This window comes from Cryobacterium sp. MP_M3, from assembly GCF_015752155.1.
Lineage (GTDB): Bacteria > Actinomycetota > Actinomycetes > Actinomycetales > Microbacteriaceae > Cryobacterium.
On record NZ_JADOVI010000025.1, the window covers coordinates 1 to 19,904 of the forward strand.

Here is a 19,904-nt window from a genome sequence, read left to right on the forward strand (position 1 = left end):
GTGGGCAGATCTCATGGCCACCAACGGGCAGTTCTACTGACCGCCAGTGGGCAGTTCCGTGGCCGCCTATGGGCAGTTTGGCATGGCCGCTAACAGTTGGTGACTTTCGTCTCGCGTACGACCGTTGCACATACGCCGCGCTGCCGTCTGGAGCGCTTCGGGCGGAGGGGAGCTTGGTCGATTCCTTCGCGTCGGCCGTGCCGATCGGATATGGCTGCACCTGGACGGCGGCAGAAGGAGGCACGGTCTCGTCTACAATCACCAACTGGTCGCTCACCACGGGGGCCGGTCTTGGTCTGCTCCTCGTCGTTGTTGCCGGATTCGCCGTGTCGCGCGCGGCCCGGGCTGCGATACCGGCTACGAGGTGCATCACACCCGGACCACATCGTCCCAGCTGACGGCTTGCGGGCGCAGCTGGAGTTCGTATGCCTTCTCACTGAGCTGACCCTTTTGGCGCGACGTGCCCCGTTCGCAGTCCGCGGCACCGGGAACTGGAGCTACGGCCGGTAGTCCTTTTGTTCCTCATAAAGTGAACGTGCGCTCGGGTCAGCGCTTCGACCGCCGTTGGCCGCGCCACCCGTCTGCGTGAGAACGGATGCGACCCACTTCATCGCCCGACCCATGGATCGCAGAATCCGTCTGACCTTCATTTGGTCCCTTCATCGCACCAAACTCTACGGCGGATGGGCTGCGCTAAGGAAGCAAAGAGGGCAGTCCCGAACAGGACGTCGCCGGGCGCGCTGTTTCCGCGAAACGGGGGAAGGCCTCTTGCTACCGCTGGGTGTCGCAGAGGAACCTCTTGCGGGTCTGTCTCGTTTGGCTCGTCGTTGACCGCGCGTTCGTGGATCATTCTTGTCAAGTTCGCTTCGACGTATCCAGCTGATGAGCAGTGAAAATACGAACACGGCCAGGGGGATTCTTACGGCGTCGGTAGTCGAGCTGTCCCCAGCAACCATGACGACGAGGACAAGGACCGCTGGCACCAGTGCGGACACGAGATCTCCCACAATGACACGTGTTCTGGGTTCCATGTTCCCCACCCTCCCAGTCATTCTCTGCAACGACAGAGGGAACCATCGGCGGGTCGGATCTGAGAATAGGCCAGACTACCTATACGTCGTGCCGACAGGCGGTGGCCACGCGACGACGAGTGCGGTCGCCAGCGGGCCGAGAAGGAGCCCAAGCACGAACCATACCCACCTGCGGCGTTGTTTTGTTTCAGCCAGCCCAGCGGTGACAATTGCCAGCGCAAACCACCAGCCGCTGTTGTCTGAAATCGTCGTCGTCGTGTTCATCTTCGCAGCGTACCGAACTCACGAGTGTGAGCTGGTCCAGCTCCAAGGGCGGTCAAGAGGCTCGTGGACTGCGGGGGTACCCGGATTGGAACCTCCAGCACTCGAGTCCGCGCGCGTCAAGACGCACACCTTGGTGGCCAGGCTCAGGCCGCTAGGTGGAATGTTCTCGCAAAGCGGTCAAGTAGCTCGGCTCGCCCGCGAAGCACTCCGACGACGCCAGTTGCGATCGCGCGTTCCGGAGTGAGCTCGCCGGAGATGAGCCGGCGGATGCCAGGACCCGCAGCAAAGGCGAGGTCAACCAGTCCCTCCCCGCGTGTCACGTCGAGGGTGGAGCCATCGACCCGGATGAGCAGCTCGTTTGAACCGAACTGCGCCGTGTAGGCGGTCGCGGGCAGAGTTGCAGCCACCTGCGGCCGAAACGCGGTGCGGAGGTCCATAGTTATCGAGTCAGGAGTGATGATCTGCTCCTGCCGCGGATCTCCCATCGCCTTGAACCCCCACGCGCCCAGCGCAAACACAACGGGCTCGAGCTCGCGGCCGTACGGCGTCAGCTCGTAGACGATGACGCGCGAGCGAGGGGCCCGGCGGAGGACGCCCGCCGCCTGCAGCTCCTTGAGTCGGGCCGCCAGGATGTTGCTCGGAATGCGAGGCAGTCCTACGGCAAGCTCCCCGTAGCGGCGCGGCCCGACGAGCAGGTCGCGGACGATGAGCATCGACCAGCGTTCGCCCACCAGTTCCAGAGCTTGGGAGAGACCGCCATATTGCCCGTAGGAGCGGGCGACCACCGCGCTCAGCCCTGCTGGGTCGACTGCGCCATGAAGGCCTCGGGACCCTGTGTGGCGGCGGCCGGATCCATCCAGCCGAAGTCAACGACATTGCCGTCGGGATCGGCAAGTCCGCGCTGATACATGAAGCCAAAGTCCTGGGGCTCGCCCAGTGCCGAGCCGCCCGCCGCGATGCCGGCGATCACGGCAATGTCTACCTCCTCCCGGCTGTCGAGGAAGATTGCGGTCCCCGATGTTGGGTTCACTGCCGGGTCGCCGATCGGCAGCTCGGTCATGCTCTGGAAGAACTCACGGGTCTCGATCATCATGTAACTGTGACCATCTTCGATGACGACGCAGGCCGCGTTGTGATCCGTGAAGAGTGGGTTGATGGTGAACCCTATTGCCGTATAGAACGCCTTCGCGCGCTCAAGGTCTGTCACTGGCAGATTGACGAAGATACCGGTTACGGTCATTGCGCACTCCCTGTGGTTGGGTCCGATGTGGACAAGGTTACACTTGCAAAAAACAAGTGCGGTGTCAAGACTTTAGGATCGGTGACGGGAAGAATGTGCGTTACGCCGAACGATGACGGGCCCATTTGGGTCGCCAGCCATTGCCCCTCGACGAGGTCACCATCACGCCGACTTGCACGTCGCTGTCGTACAGGTCCGCGAGCGGGACCCTGACCGGGCGGAATTCGCAGTGCAGATGCCGGTGGCCTACCTTCCTAGCGGGGTTCACCTAGTTGGTGCCGGTTGGGCGTCCGTCAAGCAGGTTTCTGGTGAACATGGCTATGTCGTCCCGAAGCCCGGCGTAGGCGTTCTCGACGGGGCTCTCCGAGCGGACGAACGTGTCCACAGCCTCGAGGGCTGAGGTGATGATCGCGCGAGGCGAACGCACTTTCCATGACTGACCTTCCGCGATGAGGTCCTCGATGGTGATTGCGGCGTGCACATACTTCCGGTTGATGGCCAACGCCATTTTTCCGTCGCTATCGAGGTGAGTTTGTGGCACAACATCGTATGCCGGGGTAATTCTTGTGCTGCCGTCATGCAGGTGGAGCATGCTGATGTTCTTGCCGTGCATGTCGAGGTTGCCCACAGCCTGCGAGACGGTAAGGAGTCTGAGGAGTTGGTCGACGGAGGTTCGGTCGCCGTTGCGCCCCAAGACATCAGCTACTCGCTTGAGCGATACTTTCCCGCCGAACTCCTGGTATTTCTCGTTCTTCGATGCGCCGAGGGCTTGGTTCATGTCTTCCTGGTGGATGCGTCCCTGCGGCGCGGCCGGTGACCTGTCGTACCGCTCGATCACGAGGCCGCGAACCCCGCTGAAGTCTTCGATCCACGCATCGAATGTGCTGAGGCCAGCGGCTTTGGCCGCACGGAATCCGTACTCCTCGTCAAACGTGACGGTCGGGTATCGGATGGACGGCGGCTTGATGATGTGGGTGGACGGATAGCCCTCGAGAACCTGGAACCAGTGATTCTCCTTCCGTGCCAGAACGATCTTGTCTTGCACGCCGGCCAGCGACGTCCGGCCGGACTTCGGCCGGTTTCCGAGAGGGGCAGCCTGCGTGTTGGCGAGCATCCGGCCAACACCGGCTGCGTCGACCCGGGCCAGGTCAGGCTTGCGTGGCTCGCCCGGCGCATCCGGGTCATAGATCTGAACGGCACCGGCGACGTCTCGACCGAACTGGGCCAGCAGCGGGATGACGTCATCGGCGGAGACTCTGATCTCGGCGGCGAGATTGTCGAGAGCGGCGCCCTCGGGAAGGAGCTCGGCGAAGAAATTGCGGCGGCGCGCGGCCCTGCTGCGGTTGGCGATGAGGTCGAATGGGACCGACTCGGAGAGAATCGTGCTTCCTAGCCCAAATGTTTCGATGGCGTTCTTCGTCGCGATGAAATCAAAGGTGCGACGCTCGGCGCCGACCAAGTGCCCCACCAACTCGCCGTAGAGTTCCACGCGCAAGTCAGCCATTGGGGTTTTCTCCCATATCGTGAAGGGGCACATATAGCGAGTTGTCGATCTCCATGTACATCCGGATGCCGGTCTCCCGCATGATCGCGAAAATGCGTTCGAGGATGATCGTGTTCTTGCCCGATTCCAAAGCCCAGATGTATTTCTGGTCGGTCTCGAGTCTGACGGCGAGGTCGCGCTGCGTCAGGCCGCTGACAAGGCGACCTTGCTGCAGCATTCGACCAAGAGCTCTGGCGCTTTTCACTTCTCCGCGTGCTGTCATGACAGTTTTCCTCCTGACGGTCTTATTCCCTTCACCATACGTGAAGGTCTTATTGCCGTCAAGCAATTCGATGGTCTTATTACCGTCAAACGATCCTGGCCGGAAGCCTAAGGGCATCAGATGTGGCGTCACTATATGGCACGTGCGATTTCCTTGGAGGGGCTGGAGAATTCTGGTTGACGGGCCCGCCCGTCAAGGTGAATTGTGCCGTAATGAATGAATTTCTGATCGGGTACGCGCGCGTATCCACAAATGAGCAAGCTAATATCGGGAATCAATATCGGCTGACGATATGGGGTGGAGAAACAACGAAGGAACTGTTTCGAGGAGCGGTGTACTTACACATCCTTCATCACGCCTCAGAGGAACCAATCCACGGGGCATGGATGAGCGGTGAGCTGGCAAACCACGGCTACCGAATTTCCCCAGGAACCCTTTACCCGACATTGCATCGGATGGAAGAAGACGGCCTTCTCGTATCTGAAAAACAGAATGTGGGCGGCCGTGTTCTGCGCGTCTACCGCACAACTCCAGCGGGCGAGCTTGCACTTGCTGAGGGTCGTCGCGCTGTTCAGGAACTTGCAAATGAAGTGCTTCCCTCTCGGGAGGCTGGTGAGCACAATGACAACCTCTAGCCCCGCTCTTGCCCGCAAGTTGGGGCTCTTCGATGCCGTGGTGATTGGGCTCGGCTCGATGATCGGCGCGGGCATTTTTGCCTCGTTCGCACCCGCTGCCGCAGCCGCCGGGGCCGGCCTGCTGGTCGGTCTGGTTGTCGCCGCCTTTGTCGCCTACTTCAACGCGTCCTCCTCGGCCCAGCTCGCCGCCCAATACCCGACGTCGGGCGGTACTTACGTCTACGGGCGCGAGCAGCTCGGAGAGTGGCCAGGCTTCATGGCGGGGTGGAGCTTCGTCATCGGCAAGACGGCGAGTTGCGCCGCGATGGCACTCACCTTTGCCGCCTACGCTGCGCCAGCCGGGTGGGAGAAACCTGTCGCGGTGGTGGCGATCCTTGCCCTCGCCGCCGTGAACTACTTCGGCATCACCCGCACGGCCGGCCTCACCCGCCTCATCGTCGCAGTCGTTTTGATCGTCCTGGCCTTGGTGATCGTTACCGGCCTCGTCGGCGGCCCGCCGCACGCCAACGACCTCGGTAAGAACCTGTTCGCGGAAAGTTGGTACGGCATTCTCCAATCCGCAGGCCTGCTTTTCTTCGCCTTCGCCGGCTACGCCCGCATCGCCACCATGGGTGAAGAAGTCAAAAACCCGGCCCGCACGATACCCCGCGCAATTCTCACCGCCCTGACGATCACCCTGGTGATCTACGCACTCATCGCGGTGACGGTCCTCCTCGTCATGGGGCCGGACAAGCTCGCGACATCGACAGCGCCGCTGGTCGAAGTCGTCTCTACCAGCTCCTGGGCCTGGGCCGCACCCATCGTGCGAGTCGGCGCAGCCTCGGCCGCTCTCGGTGCGCTGCTGGCCCTTGTCGCCGGCGTTGGCCGCACGAGTCTTGCGATGGCGCGCAATCAGGACCTGCCGACCTGGCTGGCCGCAGTGCACCCCAAATACAAGGTCCCACACCACGCCGAAATTGCCCTCGCCGTGATCGTGAGCATCCTGGTCCTCACGGTTGACCTGCGGGGAGCGATCGGATTCTCCTCCTTCGGGGTACTGCTCTACTACTTCGTGGCGAACATCTCCGCGTTCACCCAGGCCACTGACAAACGCCGATACCCGAAGGCGCTGCAAGTCCTCGGCGCGCTCGGCTGCCTCGTGCTCGTCGCCACCCTGCCGCCGGCATCCATCATCGTCGGCCTGGTCGTCCTCATCATCGGGGTGCTGTACCGGCTGGTTCGCCTCCGCCTTCGCCTCCGGGTGCGCCCAGCCAAGGCATAACCCCACACCATCGAGGTTCCGCGAAAGGACCACCACATGAATCTGCTCCAAGCGCTCATCCTCGGCATTGTCGAAGGCGTCACTGAATTCCTCCCCGTCTCCAGCACCGGCCACCTGACCATCGTCGAGAAACTACTCGGGATGAAGATCGACGACGCGGGGATCACAGCGTTCACCGCGATCATCCAAGTCGGCGCGATCGTGGCCGTGTTCGTCTATTTCCGATCCGACATCGCCCGCCTCGCCGTGGCCTGGGTCCGCGGCCTCGTCCAGAAAGCGGCGCGCACCAACCCGGATTACCGCCTTGCCTGGCACATCATCATCGGCTCCATCCCGATCGGAATCGTTGGCTTCGCCGCAAAAGACCTCATCTCCGGGGGTCTCCGGAACCTCTGGATCGTCGTTGCCGGGCTGGTCTTGTGGAGCATCGTCATGATCGCCGCCGAACGCGTCGGCCAACAAGCCCGTGCGGAAAACAACATGACCGTCAAGGACGCACTCATCATCGGCGTCATGCAGTGCATTGCGCTCATTCCGGGCGTTTCCCGCTCAGGCGCAACGATCAGCGCGGGCCTGTTCCGCAACTTCAATCGCGTCGCCGCCACCCGAATCTCGTTCTTTCTCTCGATCCCAGCCCTCACAGCGGCCGGCGCCTACGAGGCCGCAACGCAGGCCAGCGCAGTCAGCACATCGGTCGGGTGGCTCCCGACGATCGTCGCTACCATCGTCAGCTTCCTCGTCGCGTACGCGGCGATCGCTTGGCTGTTGCGCTTGGTCGCCAAGCACAGCATCACCGTTTTCATCGGATACCGGATCGGCCTTGCAACACTCGTTTCTATCTTGCTGATCACCGGAGTCATCAGCGCAACCTGAGGAAGCCTCCCAAGCCCAAGCCCAAGCCCAGGCCCAGGCTCGGGAACGAGGCGGGTCATGAGTCGAACGAAGATCACCATGCCAGTCAACTCGACGGTCGTTTGAGTCCCGCCCACCATTGGTGCGAGTGCAGCGCTCTGGGGACCTCTACGGATGCAAGTTCGCGTCCAAGTCGCCTGGACTCGATCGACCCGAGACTGTTTCACTGGGAAACCCATGAGGAACCCCACGGGCCAGCCACGCCGTGATCGCGCTGTTCGATGGGACGATTTACCGCGGGCGGAAGGCGGAGCCTAGTGGCCGCCGCCGAGGTTTCCGGCGAGGCGGGCGTGCATCGTGGTGCTGGCGTCGTTCATGCCGAGCAGCACCACGCGTTTTCCGTGGCGTTCGTATTTGCTGGTGATCGCGTCGAGCGCGGCGACGGTGGAGGCATCCCAGATGTGGGAGTTGGACATGTCGATCACGATCCGGTCTGGGTCGGCCGCGTACTCGAACTGGGTGGTGAGGTCGTTGCTGGACGCGAAGAACAGCTCCCCGGTAACCGTGTAGTACGCGGTCGGGACGCTCTCCTCGGCCGGGAGGGTCCGTGCGACGCTGACGAAGTGGGCGACCCGGCGCGCGAAGGCAACCATCGCGACGAGGACACCGACGATCACGCCGATCGCCAGGTTGTGGGTGAGGACGACGACCACGACGGTGGCGACCATGACGGTTGTTTCGCTCTTCGGCATCCGCTTCAAAGTGGAGAGCCGGATGCTGTGGCAGTCGAAGGTCAGCACGGACACCATGATCATCACCGCGACCAGGGCGGCCATCGGAATGATCGCGACCAGGTCGCCGAGGCCGACGACGAGGACCAGCAGGAACACGCCGGCCAGGAACGTCGAGATTCGTGTGCGGGCGCCGGAGGCCTTCACGTTGATCATGGTCTGGCCGATCATGGCGCAGCCGCCCATGCCGCCGAAGAACCCGGACAGCACGTTGGCCACGCCCTGCCCCACGCTTCCCGAGTCTTGCGCGAGTGCGTGTCAGTGATGTCGTCGACGAGTTTCGCGGTCATCAAGGACTCGAGCAGTCCGACGAGTGCCATCGCGATGGCATACGGGGCGATGATCGAGAACGTCTCCCAGGTGAGCGGAACGTTCGGGATGAACAATTCGGGCAAGCTCTTCGGCAGCGCGCCCTGATCTCCGACGTTGGGGACATTGACCGCAGTGACGACAGTTGCGACGGTGAGCAACACGATTGCGACGAGCGGCGCGGGGATGATCTTCGTGATGCGGGGCATCACGACCATGATCACCAGCCCGACGGCGACCAGCGGGTAGACCAGCCACGGCACGCCGAGGAGGTGGGGGAGCTGGGCGATGAAGATGAGGATCGCCAATCCTTCGTCGTCAATAACCAGCCCTCTCTGCGCCCGCGGATTACGGTCGAGGTCTATCGATCCTGGCGTGTCGGTCGAACCCTGAGCGGACACGCTGCACCCGAACATCGAACGAGCTCGGAGTTGTCCCACCGCCAGGCCTACCAAGTGGCGCCCCTGACGACGCACGCTGAAAGTAGTCCGCTGGCGCTGGCACTTCCATCGGGCGGAGGAGCAGAATGTTCGTAATCGAGTTTCAGCGTCGATCGGGAGGATAAATGGGCGACCTCGATGTGCGCGAATTATTTCTGCGGGCAATCACGGACAATGACCCGGAGGCCATGCGCGAGGGCCTCCAGCGTTTGTTCGGCCTCACAGGGGAGGGGCTCTCACCTGACGCTGAGTTTCGGCTTCGTGACGAGAACTACGTGATGGAGATGCCGCAGTCTGGGGAGCGCATCCGTGGACGTGAGGCCATGCGGGCAATGCAGGGAGCTTTTCCTGTTCCCCCCTCGATAACCCTGCGCCGAGTTGTGGGCTCGGGGCACATCTGGGTCGTCGAGGGGATGAATGACTATGCCGGGGATGTGTGGCACGTGGTGGTCATTCTGGAGTTCGGAGCGGACGGGTCGATCATCCGCGATACCCGCTATTACACGCAAAAGTCGGAGGCACCCGAATGGCGGGCCGACTGGGTGGAGCCCATCGACTAGGCGACTCTGCTCCGGGTTGTGTCGGATCGTGAACGCGGGCCTTGCCGAGTCGAAGGGACGCGGTCGACTGATCTGGTGGTTGCTGTCTCTGGTCCTTGGTCCGATCGCGACTTTCTTGATGATCATGGTTATGCCGCGCGGAAGTATTCGATACTGCATACGAACCGACGAGGCGCACCTGGTTGGCGGGAGTCGTGATGTACGCGTTCATGGTGTTCCTCAGATTCTTCGCCGGAGTCCAGGGCGCGAGAGATCGCGGGCCAGTCGGGGCGCAAGAGGTCCATGGATTGACCCGGTCAGCCACAGCACAGTTGACGGGGCATCGATGGGGCGTCGCGCGACTTTGGCGTGAACGTCATGTCGGGTGACTCGCGGGTCCCAGTTGTGGCCGGTGCGGCAGTCAACCCGCTAAATCGATCGGCGTCGATATCGGGGTCAGCTAGCGCCAACCATGCAGTAGCGAGCTTCCTGATCGAGGGTCGGCTGTGCCCAGGTGCCGGTGTCGAGGGTTCGGGCGATGGCGTGAATAGCCTCCGGGACGACGCGGTAGTGCACGCTCATCCCATGACGCTCTTTGGTGAGGATGCCGCTCGTCTGCAACTTCTTGAGGTGGTGACTGACCGTGGGCTCGGACAGGCTCACAATCGGGGCCAGGTCGCAGGTGCAGGCCTCCTGGTTCGGCTGCGCCAGGAGGTAGGCCAGCAGCTGAAGGCGCACAGGGTCTGCGAGTGCCTTGAGGCGCACCGCGAGGGCGATCGCATCGTCCAGGTCGAGGGTCGCGCTGTTCCCCAGCGGCCCGCAGCAGATCGGCGATACGTCATCGAGGAGCGGAAGCGTTTTGGGCATGCAAACAGTCTGCCACCTTCTTGACACATATCAAAGAGGTGGGCATACTGGGAATTAGATAAACGTCGAATAGTTCGGTGTTTCGTGAAGGAGAAACTCATGAAAAGTCGTTGTGGTGGATCCGGTGCGACGAGCACTGCCGCACCAGAGAAGGAACTCTCCGCTGCGGGCGGGTGTTGCGGTTCAGAAGGAAAAGCGGACAACGCAGCCGACTGCTGCTCGCCCAGCAGTGAAGCGACCAGCTCGCCCGTCGGCGAGAAAGTGACTTGCTGCTAACAGGCAGAACCGGCGTGGGGCCGCCTAGTTCGATGTGAAGTGGGTCCCACGCCTGCACAAGCGTTTCAATTCAGGTTTCGTAGTCGAGGAGTAGTTGTGAGCATCGCCGAACGGATACCGACTACCACCCGTGGCCGGGTCGGAATCCTGGTCGCCGGGGTGAGTCTCTGGGCCGTGGCGTATTGGATGAACGAGTGGCTCTGGGATGTGGTGCTGTACGGAGCGTTCGGTATGGAGCCGGCCAACCGGGTGACCGAGACCATCCATTTCTTCATCTACGACTCGCTGAAGATCCTGCTTCTCCTGGCCATCATCATCTTCGCTTCCACCGTGCTCCGCTCCTTCATGAGCGTCGAGCGCACCCGCGCGTTCCTCGGCGGCAAACGCGAAGGCGTCGGCAACATCCTCGCTGCCGGCCTCGGTGTGATCACCCCGTTCTGCTCCTGCAGCGCCGTGCCCGCCTTCATCGGGTTCGTCGCCGCCGGCGTGCCCATCGGCGTCACCATGAGCTTCCTGATCGCCAGCCCCCTGGTCAATGAAATCGCCATCGGCCTGCTGCTGACCCTGTTCGGCTGGCAGATCACGGCCCTCTATGTAGTGTCGGGCCTGCTGATCGCGATCCTGTCCGGCTGGATCCTCGGCCGCCTGAACGTCGAGAAGTGGGTGGAGCCCTTCGTCTTCGACGTCAAGCTCGGCGGCCAGACCATCGACCCCTCGCTTGGCCTGACTTTCGGGCAGCGGATGCAGATGGGCGTCGAAGAGGTCAAGGCAATCATTCAGAAGATCTGGATCTTCCTGCTGGTCGGCATCGGCCTCGGCGCCCTCATCCACGGCTGGGCCCCCGCCGACTTCTTCACCACCTACGCCGGCCCCGACAACCCCTTCGGCGTTCTCATCGCGGTCTTCATCGGGATCCCGCTCTACTCCAATGCAGCCGGCATCATGCCGCTGGTTGCCGCCCTCTATGACAAGGGCCTTCCGATGGGCACCCTGCTCGCCTTCATGATGGCCGTCGTCGCCCTGTCGCTGCCGGAAATGATCCTGCTGCGCCGGGTGCTGAAACCGCAGTTGCTCGCCATCTTCATCACGACCGCCGGCCTCGGCATCATTGCCGTCGGCTACCTCTTCAACGCCATCCTGGTCTAACCCCACCCCTGAAAGGAATCACCCCATGATCATCAAGATCCTCGGACCCGGCTGCACGAACTGCAAGACCCTCACCAAGGTCACCACTGCCGCCGTCGCAGAGCTCGGCCTGGACGCCACCATCGAAAAGGTCGAAGACTACGCCGCGATCGTCGGCTACGGCGTGATGAGCACCCCCGCCCTCGTCATCAACGAGAAGGTCGTCGTCTCCGGCCGCGTGCCAAACCCGGCCGAGGTGCGCACGTTCCTGACCGCCGCCGCGATCTAGCCGAGATTCAGGCCGCTGCCTTGGCCGGGTCAACCCCGACCCAGGTGCCCGTGCGGTGACGGCCAACTGGTGAGAGATTGAGCACGAGAGGGGAATGACTATGACCACCGCGCCGAAGAGCTATCGTGTGCACGGCCGAAGCGTTTCCGGCGTTGCCGCCTCGATCGACGCGGGCAATCACCGCATCCCCATCGACGCCACCTGGGCCGCCGAGGTGCCGTCCGGGCTTCCGGGGCCCGCCGAACTGCTGGCCTTGGTCATCAGGGCGCCACCAGTTTAGACGGAGCCGGTCAGCACGATCGGGGAGAGCCCCGCCCGTGCCAGACAGGTCGCGGCCGTGTTTCCGGCCGGGCAGGAGCCGATGACAATGACGTTCTCGATGCTCATGGTCACTGGTCCTGAGGTGCGAGGGTGCCCAGCAGCCGCTCGACCCGGGCCTTGATCTCGTCGCGAATCACACGGACCTCCTCCAGGGACAGGCCGGCCGGGTCCGTCAACGCCCAGTCCTGGTAGGTCTTCCCCGGGTAGACCGGGCAGGCGTCCCCGCACCCCATGGTGATGACGACGTCCGCGGCCTGCACGACATCGTCGGTGAGGGGCTTCGGGAACGCTTCGGTGAAGTCGAGCCCGATCTCGGCCATCGCCGCAGCGACCGTGGGATTCACCTCACGTGACGGGGATGAACCGGCCGAGCGCACGTGCACGGACCCGCCGGAGAGGGCGTTGGTGAACACGGCCGCCATCTGCGACCGGCCTGCGTTCTGCTCACAAACGAACAACACCTCGGGCACCGGGTGGGCGATCGCGCCCTTGGCCTGGGCCAGGGCAGTCAACCGGTCCGTGGCGAACCGGATCGTGTTGGTGGCCAGATGCGCCTTCACCGTCGACGTGCGCAGCAACGCCGTGTAGGACTCGAGCACATATCGTTCGACCGTTTCGGCGCCGAAGACACCGGCGAAATCCTGTGTCAGGTCTCGGGCGAGACGCTTCAGGTATTCCTCGGGATACGTCAGGCCCGGTAGCGACCGGCGGGTGCTGGTGTCGCTCATTGTGCGCCGGCCCTAGACCGTGGCGGGGAGGATCTCGGCGAGCAGGGCCTGGATGCGGGCCTTGATCTCGTCGCGGATCGGGCGCACGGACTCGATGCCCTGGCCGGCCGGGTCGGCGAGTTCCCAGTCCTCGTAGCGCTTGCCGGGGAAGATCGGGCAGGTGTCGCCGCAGCCCATGGTGATCACGACATCCGATTCCTTGACCGCTTCGGTGGTGAGGATCTTCGGCACGTTGTTCGCGATGTCGATGCCTTCCTCGGCCATGGCCTCGATCGCGACGGGGTTGATCTGGTCCTTCGGTGCGGAGCCTGCGGAGAGCACCTCGACGCGGCCCTGGGAGAGGGCGGTCATGTAGCCGGCGGCCATCTGGGAGCGGCCCGCGTTGTGGACACAGACAAAGAGAACGGTGGGCTTTTCACTCATGAGCGGTCATTCCTTCTTGATTTTCTGGGGGCAGGCATCGGATTGGTGAGAAGAGACTAAACCCGGTCCGAGACCGGTTGTGAGGCAGCGACGGATGCCTGCGGCGCGGACCCCGGGAACAGTCGGGGACGCAACCAGAGGGCCACGTAGACAAGGGCGACCAGCGCCGGGACCTCGATCAGCGGGCCGACGATGCCGGCCAGGGCCTGGCCGCTGGCGGCGCCGAAGGTACCGATGGCCACTGCGATGGCCAGTTCGAAGTTGTTTCCCGCTGCGGTGAAAGCGAGGGTCGTGGTGCGCTCGTAGGACAGGCCGATCAGCTTGCCGAGAAGGAATCCGGTAAGGAACGTGACCGCGAAGTACACGAGCAAAGGCAGAGCGATGCGTGCGACGTCCATCGGGCGGTCGATGATCTGCTGGCCCTGCAAAGCGAACAGCAGAACAATCGTGAACAGCAGACCGTAGAGGGCGAACGGGCCCACCTTCGGCAGGAACCGGCTCTCGTACCAGGCGCGCCCTCGCGTGCCCTCGCCGATCCGACGGGACAGGTACCCGGCCAACAGCGGGATGCCGAGGAAGACGAGGACGCTCACGGTGATTGCCCGGATCGAGAACTCTGCGCTCGTGGTCGGCAATCCGAGCCAGGCCGGGAGCACCTGCAGGTAGAACCAGCCCAGCGCTGCGAATGCGAACACTTGGAAGACCGAGTTGACGGCGACGAGGAACGCGGCCGCCTCTCGGTCGCCGCAGGCCAGCTCGTTCCAGATCAGCACCATCGCGATGCAGCGGGCGAGGCCCACGATGATCAGCCCGGTGCGGTACTCGGGTAGGTCGGGCAGGAAGATCCAGGCGAGGGCGAACATCAGGGCGGGGCCGATGAGCCAGTTCATGACCAGAGACGAGATCAGGAGCCGCTTGTCCCCGGCGACCGCTCGCGCATCCGAATACCGCACCTTCGCGAGCACCGGATACATCATCACCAGCAGCCCGATCGCGATCGGTACGCTGACCGAGCCGATCGTGAAGGCACCGAGGGTATCGCCGATTCCCGGCGCGAAGACGGCCATGAGTAGCCCTGCGCCCATCGCCGTGATGATCCACACCGGCAGGTACCGGTCGGTGAATCCCAGTCGCGCAGGTGACGTGGTCTGTGGTGCAGGGGAAGACATGTGGCTCCGTAAGTCCGCGACGTGTGGATCAGTGACGATAAAATCGACGTGCGTCGATGTGAAGTCTTTCCAATACATCGATGAATGTCAATTTATGGGGATACTGTTCACATGTCGTTCACCGGCCTCGTTCCCGCCCCGACTTCCAGCTGTTCACGGGCCCCAACGCGCGAGTCGATCGGCACCGACACCGCCAACACAATGGCCATTTCGTTCAAGGCGCTGGCCGACCCGACACGGCTGCGTCTCGTGTCCATGGTGGCCGCTCACGCGGAAGGCGAGGCCTGCGTGTGTGATCTCACCGCGCCACTCGGACTCAGCCAGCCAACCGTGTCCCACCACCTCAAGGTTCTGGTGGAAGCCGGCATCCTCCACCGCGCAAAACGCGGGACCTGGGCCTACTACAGCCTGGATCCGGGATCTCTGGATTCCATCGCTGCCCAGCTCTCAAAAATCTGAAGTCACTCCGGGAGCAACTCCCAACCGGAGTCTCGTCTTCATGAGCGGTCCGCGGGCGGGCACAACCGGACCAGCCCGTTGGAGGGAGGTCGGACGGCGCAACGTTTCGCGGTGACAACCGGAGACCGACCAAGGATTGCGCTCAGCGTTGGTCGGAGTCGCGTCGAAGGATATCGATACCCTCCGAGTCGACGTGAAACCGTACCTCGCCGGTAGCAACGTCAACCGACGCCCTGACCGGCACCCGGTGAACTGCGTTGATGCGTTTACCAGCCGAGATTTCGACCGGCCAGACGCCAGAAGCGAAAACGCTCAACCCGCTGAGCTGTGAATTCTCCATGCGGTCATCCTTCCACGAAGCCAACTCAGAAGACGTCAGCAGCGCCCCGCAAGGTGGACCTCTCAAGGCTCGGGCTTCAGCGAACCATTCTGATTTCAGCGTGAGTGCGGACCCAGCCGTCGAGGCAAAGAACCCGGACAGGGGAGCCCACGCCAGCGCAGGGTTCCCGTTCCACCGGAATAGTTGGTCTCTCCGGTAGGCCCCGGCGACAAGTTGCGGCGCAATCCTCACCTGCGGAACATCGCTCGCCTTCGGATCCCGCACTCCTGTGCGGACAAGGTGCAGCAGCGAGGCCATGAGCTTGGTCGCCGCGATGCTGTCCGCGGCAAGATCCCCGACAGTCAATGGCGACGAAAGCGGCACTGGCCCGGGCGAACGAACACGATCGGCTAGCTCCGGAATTTCCGCCGAATCGGCGAGAAACGTGCTGAGGAAGGTGCCCATCGGTTGCCTCCCACGCCCTCGACCGTTCACACGTGGGCGTGAAACCAGGCGATCATCGGTGGCCCCCACTTTATCCTCACGACACGGATTTCAATTGATGTCCTGAGGGGCTGAGCAATCACGGAACGGAATCAAAAATTGGGGGAGAGCCGGTGCTACTCGCCAGGCCAGCCAGGCCGCCCGTAAGCCGGACGTTGAAAGGGCGCTTCTGAGCATGCTCCTGCATGACTTCCGGAGACGTACGGCATTGAGCGAATTCTCGACTCGGAGGAGCTTCGGCACGACTGGCTGATCCTCAAGCCATTGCATTGCGGAGCGATGCATCTGTATTGTATTTAGATACAATCGGATCGAAGAGCAATACAAACGCTGAAGGGAGCTGTTCGTGGACTTATCTGCCCCACTCGCCTCGTTCATGCATGGCCTCGATGCTGTAGCACTGCGCGTCGTTGCCAGGGCCGGTTCAGCGCTCACTGGTCGACAGATCGCTCGACTGGCGGGGACTGGAACGCCGGCTAACGTCCGGTTGTCTCTTCTCCGGCTCGTTGACATTGGTCTGGTGATTTCAGTCCCAGCACCCCATGCAACTATGTATTCTGCCAACCGGTCGCACATCCTTTGGCCAGCTGTTGAGATCGCGATGAACGCACGCCAGGAGCTGAACAGGCGTGTTGCAGCATTCGCCGACTCGAGCGCACCTGAGGGCGTCACGGTTGCCCTCTACGGCTCCGTGGCACGAGGTGACTCCACCAAGACGAGCGACGTCGACCTGCTCGTCGTCTTTCCCGATGAGGTCGCACTCGATGACCGGGACGAATTCGTCACCGGCCTCCGGGACAACGTGCAACTGTGGACCGGTAATGATGCCCAGATCTATGACCTAACCGAATCGTCCCTGACCAGGCAGAAGGAAGACGGAGACCCGATCGTCGATAGCTGGGCGTCGGAAGGGATCGTTGTCTTCGGGAACAGCACCCTGGGAATGAGAAAGGCGCCGTGAACGTGCGGATCAAACAGATGACGTCGGCGGAGGTGCGAATCCGAGCCGAACATGCCCGCGATTCTCTCCTCACTGCTCAAGCTCGATTCGAGCCTGGGGGACCGATGGCGTCGAACAATACGACTGGGCTGAATGCCGTCAACGCCGGCATCGCCGCGGCCGATGCTATTTGCGGATCCAAACTCGGATACCGCTCCAGCGGTCAGGATCACAAACAGGCCATCGGCCTCCTAACCCAAGCGCTCCCTGAAAAGAGAACCGCGGCACGGGACTTGGGCCGACTCTTGGAAGCAAAGACCCTCACCTCCTACGGAGCGAGCCACATCACAGAGGCCAGGGCGAGCGAGCTCCTAAAATATGCAAGCCGGCTCGTCGACGAGATGGAAGCCGCCCTCGCCTCCTGACCATGGGCACCCGCCGAGGATCCTTGAATGTTGACGGCCGTGCAGGTCGAGGTGAATTGTGCCGTCATGACTGAACTACTGATCGGGTACGCGCGCGTATCCACAAATGAGCAAGACCTCACCGCCCAACAAAACGCCCTGGAACGACTGGGCGTTAGACCGAACCTGATCTACACCGATCATGGCTTGACGGGAACCAACCGTGCGAGGCCGGGACTACGCGAAGCACTTGCTGCCTGCAGGAGCGGGGACACACTCGTGGTGGCCAAACTCGATCGTCTGGCCAGGTCGCTCCGGGACGCGAAAGACATCGTCGACGAGCCAACCGCCAAGGGCGTGAAACTCAGCATCGGCGGCTCCGTGCACGACCCGAATGACCCAGTCGGCCGGCTCCTCTTCAACGTCCTCGCCATGGTCGCGGAATTCGAGTCAGATCTCATCCGCGCTCGAACGAAAGAGGGCATGCAGGTGGCGAAAGCGAAGGGCCGGTTGCGCGGCAAACCTCCGAAGCTCTCCGCGGCGCAGCAGAAGCACTTGATGGAGGTCTACAACGCTGGTACTCACACAACGGCCGAGCTCGCTGAGCTGTTCAATGTCGCCCGCTCCACTATCTATCGAACCATCCAGCGCCAACACCGAGGCACTAGCTAGCAGCCGAGATCGCGTTGCAGGACGAACTGTCCTGCAACGCGAACGCTCAACGGGCGGTGCGCAAGTGGATCGTCTGACGACGCAATCAGATCCAACGACCGGTGATCCTGTCAGCGCGAGTACGGTTGGAGCGGGCGTGGGCTCCCGACTCAGCTGCCCCCGACAATTTCACTGCTTCGAGCTTCTTCTGAGATGGTCACACCTGTATGCCCTCGTCGGGGTCCGTCTGCGCTGCCTTGCGTTTGCACCACTGGACTCCCTTGTAGACGCCATAGTCGGCACCGGCGATAACAATGATGCCGGCAATGACAAACTGACGGCGCTCATGGTCGCCCACCGGGCAGCGTACGACACCCGCTCCGCCAAAGCCTCCACTGCCTCATCGACTGGCACCACCGCGCACTCTGGCGCACCCTCGACTCTCTCAAACTCCACGCCGGCCTCGCCGGCTGCCGCGACCGCAGCGAACACCGCGCACCCCACACCCGCCCAGCCACATTCACCACGACCGACAACTACCTGCGTTACATCGAGACGAACGCTGAATAGGCTCTCGTGACACCTAGATACTTCTGGGCCTTCCGTGTGGGAATCTCTGAATCCTCGCCCCCTTCACAGGCCCAAGCACTGCGCGGATTCTGCATCGCCATCGGTGCACGAGCTGATGTCCATCCGCATTGTGTCCTCCCTTTTGGCGCCATCCGCGTCGCCCGCAATCTTCCGCTGTGGGGAGTCGAGATCGAAGGTGGCGGAGTTGTGCAAGCCGCGGATCGTTGAACTGAGGGCCGGGTCCTGCGCCAGGTTCGTGGCGGTGTGGGCGCCCACCGACGCGACGAACACGGCAATGGTGCCGAAAAAAAGTAGCCCACACCGCCGGCTCGCGGCCGACGGTCTGGCGGGCAACCGCGAAGGACGCCGGTGGGGCGAGGTGCAGCCCGTTGCTTCCTGTGGACGTTAGTAGACGTAGGGCTGCGCGGGCTGATCGGCGGGTGTGATCGTGTCGGGGACGAGCGCGATCGCCTCAGTGCTCGCCACGCTCGGATTCGTGGCGAAACCGCTGGAGATCGAGACCCAGCTGTCTGTCTTGAACTTGCCCTCCCACCCCGGGTAATAGACCGGGATGCCGATGGGCTGCGCATCGACCGCGCAACAAGACACGACGAATCGCGCGACGAAGAAGACGTTTTCCGGGTCGCTCGGGTCGGGGGTCACGAAGCCCGTCACGGTGGCCTTCTTGTCGGCGAAGAAGTCGGCACCGGCACCCTGGCGGAGAAGCGAGGCCCAGTCCCGCACACTGAAGGCCGAATAGTCGCCACCGACGAGGGCGCTCGCGTCATCCTGGGTGAGCGTCGAGCTGGAACCGTTAAGGTCTCGTTGTTTGACAGTTGCCGTGGTGAGGGTCGACGGTGGCAGGATGAGGAGTCCGACGACCGCCGCGACGATCACGACGACACTGCCCGCGGACAAGAGCCAGGCCCACCGACGGCCATCCTGTCCGTGATTGCCGTGCTCTTCGCCGTGCTCGGCGTGCTCGTGGTCCGCCGCAGGGATGACGGCGAACGCCGCGACGACAACGACGGCCGAGATCGCGGCCATGGTGATCGTGAACCCGTAGTACCGCGGGTGAATGTAGAGGGCGAGCTGCCCGGTGAGGCCGAGCCAGAGTGTGGCGATGATGCCGAGGAGGCTGAGCAGGACACCCTGCCATCGCCCGACAAGGGTTCTAAACGGCATAGTTGATCGCCAATCCGAGTACGGCGGAGCACAGGCCCACGATAACGGTGAGTTGGACAAGAGTCTTCGTGGTGAAGGTCGTGCGGAGCAGCGCCAGCATCTTGATGTCGATCATCGGCCCGAAGACCAGGAACGCCACTATCGCGCCCGGCATGAAGGTGGACCCGAACGACAGGATGAAGAAGGCGTCAACGTTCGAGCAGATGGCCACAACGAAGGCCAGGATCATCAATGCGAGGACGGACCAGACCGGGTTGCCGCCGAGCGCCACGAGCAGGTCGCGGGACACGGCGACCTGGATCAACCCGGCCAGGCCTGCCCCGACGAAAAGGGCCGGCATCATGGCGTTCGTTTCCTGCGCGAACAGCGTCACGCTCCGCGTCAGGCGGCCGCCCGCGTCGGCGTGGCGGTTTTCGAGCGCACAGGCAGCTTGAAAGCGGGGGGTTAGGAGCAAGACCGTTCAGTTAAGCGTTTTGAATGGTGATTTCTGAGGCGTGGAGGGGTTGTGGCCATTGTGCGTGGTGGAGGCGTTTGGCGGGCCACTTC

Annotated in this window: 25 protein-coding genes and 1 pseudogene; 11 read left to right on the plus strand and 15 right to left on the minus strand. The window is 62.8% G+C overall.

Annotated elements, in window-relative coordinates; genetic code table 11:
- Window positions 1-1,106 precede the first annotated feature (1,106 nt).
- The 5 genes from IWX89_RS17285 to IWX89_RS17305 all read right to left on the minus strand — a co-directional run bounded on the left by IWX89_RS17285 (window position 1,107) and on the right by IWX89_RS17305 (window position 4,301).
- Complete coding sequence (locus tag IWX89_RS17285) at window positions 1,107-1,295, minus strand: hypothetical protein (RefSeq protein WP_196904778.1); 189 nt, start codon at window positions 1,293-1,295, stop codon at window positions 1,107-1,109.
- Between the two features lie 143 nt (window positions 1,296-1,438).
- A complete protein-coding gene (locus tag IWX89_RS17290) occupies window positions 1,439-2,080 on the minus strand; it encodes a helix-turn-helix domain-containing protein (RefSeq protein ID WP_196904779.1) in 642 nt (213 codons plus the stop codon).
- Window positions 2,081-2,085: 5 nt separating this feature from the next.
- Entirely contained in the window at window positions 2,086-2,535 is a 450-nt protein-coding gene (locus IWX89_RS17295; protein WP_196904780.1) for a VOC family protein, read from the minus strand.
- A gap of 268 nt (window positions 2,536-2,803) precedes the next feature.
- Entirely contained in the window at window positions 2,804-4,039 is a 1,236-nt protein-coding gene (locus IWX89_RS17300) for a type II toxin-antitoxin system HipA family toxin (RefSeq protein ID WP_196904781.1), read from the minus strand.
- Window positions 4,032-4,301 (minus strand): helix-turn-helix domain-containing protein, encoded by a 270-nt coding sequence (locus IWX89_RS17305; RefSeq protein ID WP_196904782.1) that lies wholly within the window; start codon window positions 4,299-4,301, stop codon window positions 4,032-4,034. Before IWX89_RS17305 ends, IWX89_RS17300 begins: the two co-directional genes overlap by 8 nt.
- Before the next feature lie 212 nt (window positions 4,302-4,513).
- Between IWX89_RS17305 and IWX89_RS17310 the strand changes: the two genes are divergently transcribed.
- Genes IWX89_RS17310 through IWX89_RS17320 form a run of 3 tightly spaced genes read left to right on the plus strand, consistent with a single transcriptional unit; the run spans window position 4,514 to window position 7,070 of the window.
- Window positions 4,514-4,936: a PadR family transcriptional regulator gene (locus tag IWX89_RS17310; RefSeq protein ID WP_196904783.1), complete on the plus strand. Its 423-nt coding sequence runs from the start codon at window positions 4,514-4,516 to the stop codon at window positions 4,934-4,936.
- Window positions 4,923-6,197 carry an APC family permease gene (locus IWX89_RS17315; RefSeq protein ID WP_196904784.1) on the plus strand — a complete coding sequence of 425 codons (1,275 nt, stop codon included), beginning with the start codon at window positions 4,923-4,925 and terminating at the stop codon, window positions 6,195-6,197. The genes IWX89_RS17310 and IWX89_RS17315 overlap by 14 nt, the downstream gene beginning before the upstream one ends.
- Before the next feature lie 36 nt (window positions 6,198-6,233).
- Window positions 6,234-7,070 carry an undecaprenyl-diphosphate phosphatase gene (locus IWX89_RS17320; protein ID WP_196904785.1) on the plus strand — a complete coding sequence of 279 codons (837 nt, stop codon included), beginning with the start codon at window positions 6,234-6,236 and terminating at the stop codon, window positions 7,068-7,070.
- 293 nt (window positions 7,071-7,363) lie between these two features.
- On the opposite strand, the pseudogene IWX89_RS17325 reads toward IWX89_RS17320, so the two are convergent.
- Window positions 7,364-8,457, minus strand: a pseudogene (locus tag IWX89_RS17325) (SulP family inorganic anion transporter); the annotation flags it as partial.
- Between the two features lie 257 nt (window positions 8,458-8,714).
- Between IWX89_RS17325 and IWX89_RS17330 the strand changes: the two are divergent.
- Window positions 8,715-9,149, plus strand: coding sequence for a hypothetical protein (locus tag IWX89_RS17330; RefSeq protein ID WP_196904786.1), 435 nt, complete (start codon window positions 8,715-8,717; stop codon window positions 9,147-9,149).
- A 435-nt stretch (window positions 9,150-9,584) separates the two neighbouring features.
- Here IWX89_RS17330 and IWX89_RS17335 read toward each other — a convergent pair whose 3' ends face one another.
- Window positions 9,585-9,995, minus strand: a complete 411-nt coding sequence (locus tag IWX89_RS17335; protein WP_196904787.1) for a metalloregulator ArsR/SmtB family transcription factor — start codon at window positions 9,993-9,995, stop codon at window positions 9,585-9,587.
- Window positions 9,996-10,367: 372 nt separating this feature from the next.
- Here IWX89_RS17335 and IWX89_RS17340 point away from each other — a divergent pair, with 372 nt between their 5' ends.
- The 3 genes from IWX89_RS17340 to IWX89_RS17350 all read left to right on the plus strand — a co-directional run bounded on the left by IWX89_RS17340 (window position 10,368) and on the right by IWX89_RS17350 (window position 11,965).
- Window positions 10,368-11,417 carry a permease gene (locus IWX89_RS17340; protein WP_307836615.1) on the plus strand — a complete coding sequence of 350 codons (1,050 nt, stop codon included), beginning with the start codon at window positions 10,368-10,370 and terminating at the stop codon, window positions 11,415-11,417.
- Window positions 11,418-11,442: 25 nt separating this feature from the next.
- Window positions 11,443-11,685, plus strand: a complete 243-nt coding sequence (locus tag IWX89_RS17345; RefSeq protein WP_196904788.1) for a thioredoxin family protein — start codon at window positions 11,443-11,445, stop codon at window positions 11,683-11,685.
- Window positions 11,686-11,779: 94 nt separating this feature from the next.
- Complete coding sequence (locus IWX89_RS17350) at window positions 11,780-11,965, plus strand: hypothetical protein (protein WP_196904789.1); 186 nt, start codon at window positions 11,780-11,782, stop codon at window positions 11,963-11,965.
- A 109-nt stretch (window positions 11,966-12,074) separates the two neighbouring features.
- Here IWX89_RS17350 and IWX89_RS17355 read toward each other — a convergent pair whose 3' ends face one another.
- From IWX89_RS17355 to arsB, 3 genes are read right to left on the minus strand one after another with little or no spacing between them, the layout of a single operon-like run.
- Complete coding sequence (locus tag IWX89_RS17355) at window positions 12,075-12,734, minus strand: arsenate reductase ArsC (RefSeq protein WP_196904790.1); 660 nt, start codon at window positions 12,732-12,734, stop codon at window positions 12,075-12,077.
- Window positions 12,735-12,746: 12 nt separating this feature from the next.
- Window positions 12,747-13,157: an arsenate reductase ArsC gene (locus tag IWX89_RS17360; RefSeq protein ID WP_196904791.1), complete on the minus strand. Its 411-nt coding sequence runs from the start codon at window positions 13,155-13,157 to the stop codon at window positions 12,747-12,749.
- Window positions 13,158-13,213: 56 nt separating this feature from the next.
- On the minus strand, window positions 13,214-14,326 hold the full coding sequence (arsB, locus tag IWX89_RS17365; RefSeq protein ID WP_196904792.1) for an ACR3 family arsenite efflux transporter: 1,113 nt from the start codon (window positions 14,324-14,326) through the stop codon (window positions 13,214-13,216).
- A 111-nt stretch (window positions 14,327-14,437) separates the two neighbouring features.
- Here arsB and IWX89_RS17370 point away from each other — a divergent pair, with 111 nt between their 5' ends.
- Window positions 14,438-14,785, plus strand: coding sequence for a helix-turn-helix transcriptional regulator (locus IWX89_RS17370; protein WP_196904793.1), 348 nt, complete (start codon window positions 14,438-14,440; stop codon window positions 14,783-14,785).
- A 142-nt stretch (window positions 14,786-14,927) separates the two neighbouring features.
- Here IWX89_RS17370 and IWX89_RS17375 read toward each other — a convergent pair whose 3' ends face one another.
- Entirely contained in the window at window positions 14,928-15,569 is a 642-nt protein-coding gene (locus tag IWX89_RS17375) for a hypothetical protein (RefSeq protein WP_196904794.1), read from the minus strand.
- 640 nt (window positions 15,570-16,209) lie between these two features.
- Here IWX89_RS17375 and IWX89_RS17380 point away from each other — a divergent pair.
- The 3 genes from IWX89_RS17380 (at window position 16,210) to IWX89_RS17390 (ending at window position 17,624) form a co-directional block, all read left to right on the plus strand.
- Entirely contained in the window at window positions 16,210-16,569 is a 360-nt protein-coding gene (locus tag IWX89_RS17380; protein WP_196904795.1) for a nucleotidyltransferase domain-containing protein, read from the plus strand.
- Window positions 16,566-16,973: a hypothetical protein gene (locus IWX89_RS17385; protein WP_196904796.1), complete on the plus strand. Its 408-nt coding sequence runs from the start codon at window positions 16,566-16,568 to the stop codon at window positions 16,971-16,973. The genes IWX89_RS17380 and IWX89_RS17385 overlap by 4 nt, the downstream gene beginning before the upstream one ends.
- 66 nt (window positions 16,974-17,039) lie before the next feature.
- The gene (locus IWX89_RS17390) at window positions 17,040-17,624 is read left to right on the plus strand and encodes a recombinase family protein (protein ID WP_196904797.1); all 585 of its coding nucleotides are present in this window, start codon (window positions 17,040-17,042) and stop codon (window positions 17,622-17,624) included.
- A 196-nt stretch (window positions 17,625-17,820) separates the two neighbouring features.
- On the opposite strand, the gene IWX89_RS17395 is transcribed toward IWX89_RS17390, so the two are convergent.
- From IWX89_RS17395 to IWX89_RS17410, 4 genes are all read right to left on the minus strand, one after another.
- On the minus strand, window positions 17,821-17,961 hold the full coding sequence (locus tag IWX89_RS17395; RefSeq protein WP_196904798.1) for a hypothetical protein: 141 nt from the start codon (window positions 17,959-17,961) through the stop codon (window positions 17,821-17,823).
- Between the two features lie 275 nt (window positions 17,962-18,236).
- Window positions 18,237-18,464 carry a hypothetical protein gene (locus IWX89_RS17400; RefSeq protein ID WP_196904799.1) on the minus strand — a complete coding sequence of 76 codons (228 nt, stop codon included), beginning with the start codon at window positions 18,462-18,464 and terminating at the stop codon, window positions 18,237-18,239.
- Between the two features lie 114 nt (window positions 18,465-18,578).
- The gene (locus IWX89_RS17405) at window positions 18,579-19,358 is read right to left on the minus strand and encodes a TIGR03943 family protein (RefSeq protein ID WP_196904800.1); all 780 of its coding nucleotides are present in this window, start codon (window positions 19,356-19,358) and stop codon (window positions 18,579-18,581) included.
- A complete protein-coding gene (locus tag IWX89_RS17410; protein ID WP_307836616.1) occupies window positions 19,348-19,701 on the minus strand; it encodes a permease in 354 nt (117 codons plus the stop codon). The genes IWX89_RS17405 and IWX89_RS17410 overlap by 11 nt, the downstream gene beginning before the upstream one ends.
- Between the last annotated feature and the right edge of the window lie 203 nt (window positions 19,702-19,904).

What these genes read in the sequence shown, in the direction of transcription:
- IWX89_RS17390 (WP_196904797.1), top strand. Translation starts at nt 17,040, where the DNA reads ATGACTGAACTACTGATCGGGTACGCGCGCGTATCCACAAATGAGCAA.
- IWX89_RS17335 (WP_196904787.1), bottom strand. Translation starts at nt 9,995, where the DNA reads ATGCCCAAAACGCTTCCGCTCCTCGATGACGTATCGCCGATCTGCTGC.
- IWX89_RS17355 (WP_196904790.1), bottom strand. Translation starts at nt 12,734, where the DNA reads ATGAGCGACACCAGCACCCGCCGGTCGCTACCGGGCCTGACGTATCCC.
- IWX89_RS17310 (WP_196904783.1), top strand. Translation starts at nt 4,514, where the DNA reads ATGAATGAATTTCTGATCGGGTACGCGCGCGTATCCACAAATGAGCAA.
- arsB (WP_196904792.1), bottom strand. Translation starts at nt 14,326, where the DNA reads ATGTCTTCCCCTGCACCACAGACCACGTCACCTGCGCGACTGGGATTC.
- IWX89_RS17345 (WP_196904788.1), top strand. Translation starts at nt 11,443, where the DNA reads ATGATCATCAAGATCCTCGGACCCGGCTGCACGAACTGCAAGACCCTC.
- IWX89_RS17350 (WP_196904789.1), top strand. Translation starts at nt 11,780, where the DNA reads ATGACTATGACCACCGCGCCGAAGAGCTATCGTGTGCACGGCCGAAGC.
- IWX89_RS17380 (WP_196904795.1), top strand. Translation starts at nt 16,210, where the DNA reads ATGAACGCACGCCAGGAGCTGAACAGGCGTGTTGCAGCATTCGCCGAC.
- IWX89_RS17375 (WP_196904794.1), bottom strand. Translation starts at nt 15,569, where the DNA reads ATGGGCACCTTCCTCAGCACGTTTCTCGCCGATTCGGCGGAAATTCCG.
- IWX89_RS17410 (WP_307836616.1), bottom strand. Translation starts at nt 19,701, where the DNA reads ATGATGCCGGCCCTTTTCGTCGGGGCAGGCCTGGCCGGGTTGATCCAG.
- IWX89_RS17330 (WP_196904786.1), top strand. Translation starts at nt 8,715, where the DNA reads ATGGGCGACCTCGATGTGCGCGAATTATTTCTGCGGGCAATCACGGAC.
- IWX89_RS17315 (WP_196904784.1), top strand. Translation starts at nt 4,923, where the DNA reads ATGACAACCTCTAGCCCCGCTCTTGCCCGCAAGTTGGGGCTCTTCGAT.
- IWX89_RS17405 (WP_196904800.1), bottom strand. Translation starts at nt 19,358, where the DNA reads ATGCCGTTTAGAACCCTTGTCGGGCGATGGCAGGGTGTCCTGCTCAGC.
- IWX89_RS17320 (WP_196904785.1), top strand. Translation starts at nt 6,234, where the DNA reads ATGAATCTGCTCCAAGCGCTCATCCTCGGCATTGTCGAAGGCGTCACT.
- IWX89_RS17305 (WP_196904782.1), bottom strand. Translation starts at nt 4,301, where the DNA reads ATGACAGCACGCGGAGAAGTGAAAAGCGCCAGAGCTCTTGGTCGAATG.
- IWX89_RS17295 (WP_196904780.1), bottom strand. Translation starts at nt 2,535, where the DNA reads ATGACCGTAACCGGTATCTTCGTCAATCTGCCAGTGACAGACCTTGAG.
- IWX89_RS17300 (WP_196904781.1), bottom strand. Translation starts at nt 4,039, where the DNA reads ATGGCTGACTTGCGCGTGGAACTCTACGGCGAGTTGGTGGGGCACTTG.
- IWX89_RS17370 (WP_196904793.1), top strand. Translation starts at nt 14,438, where the DNA reads ATGTCGTTCACCGGCCTCGTTCCCGCCCCGACTTCCAGCTGTTCACGG.
- IWX89_RS17285 (WP_196904778.1), bottom strand. Translation starts at nt 1,295, where the DNA reads ATGAACACGACGACGACGATTTCAGACAACAGCGGCTGGTGGTTTGCG.
- IWX89_RS17360 (WP_196904791.1), bottom strand. Translation starts at nt 13,157, where the DNA reads ATGAGTGAAAAGCCCACCGTTCTCTTTGTCTGTGTCCACAACGCGGGC.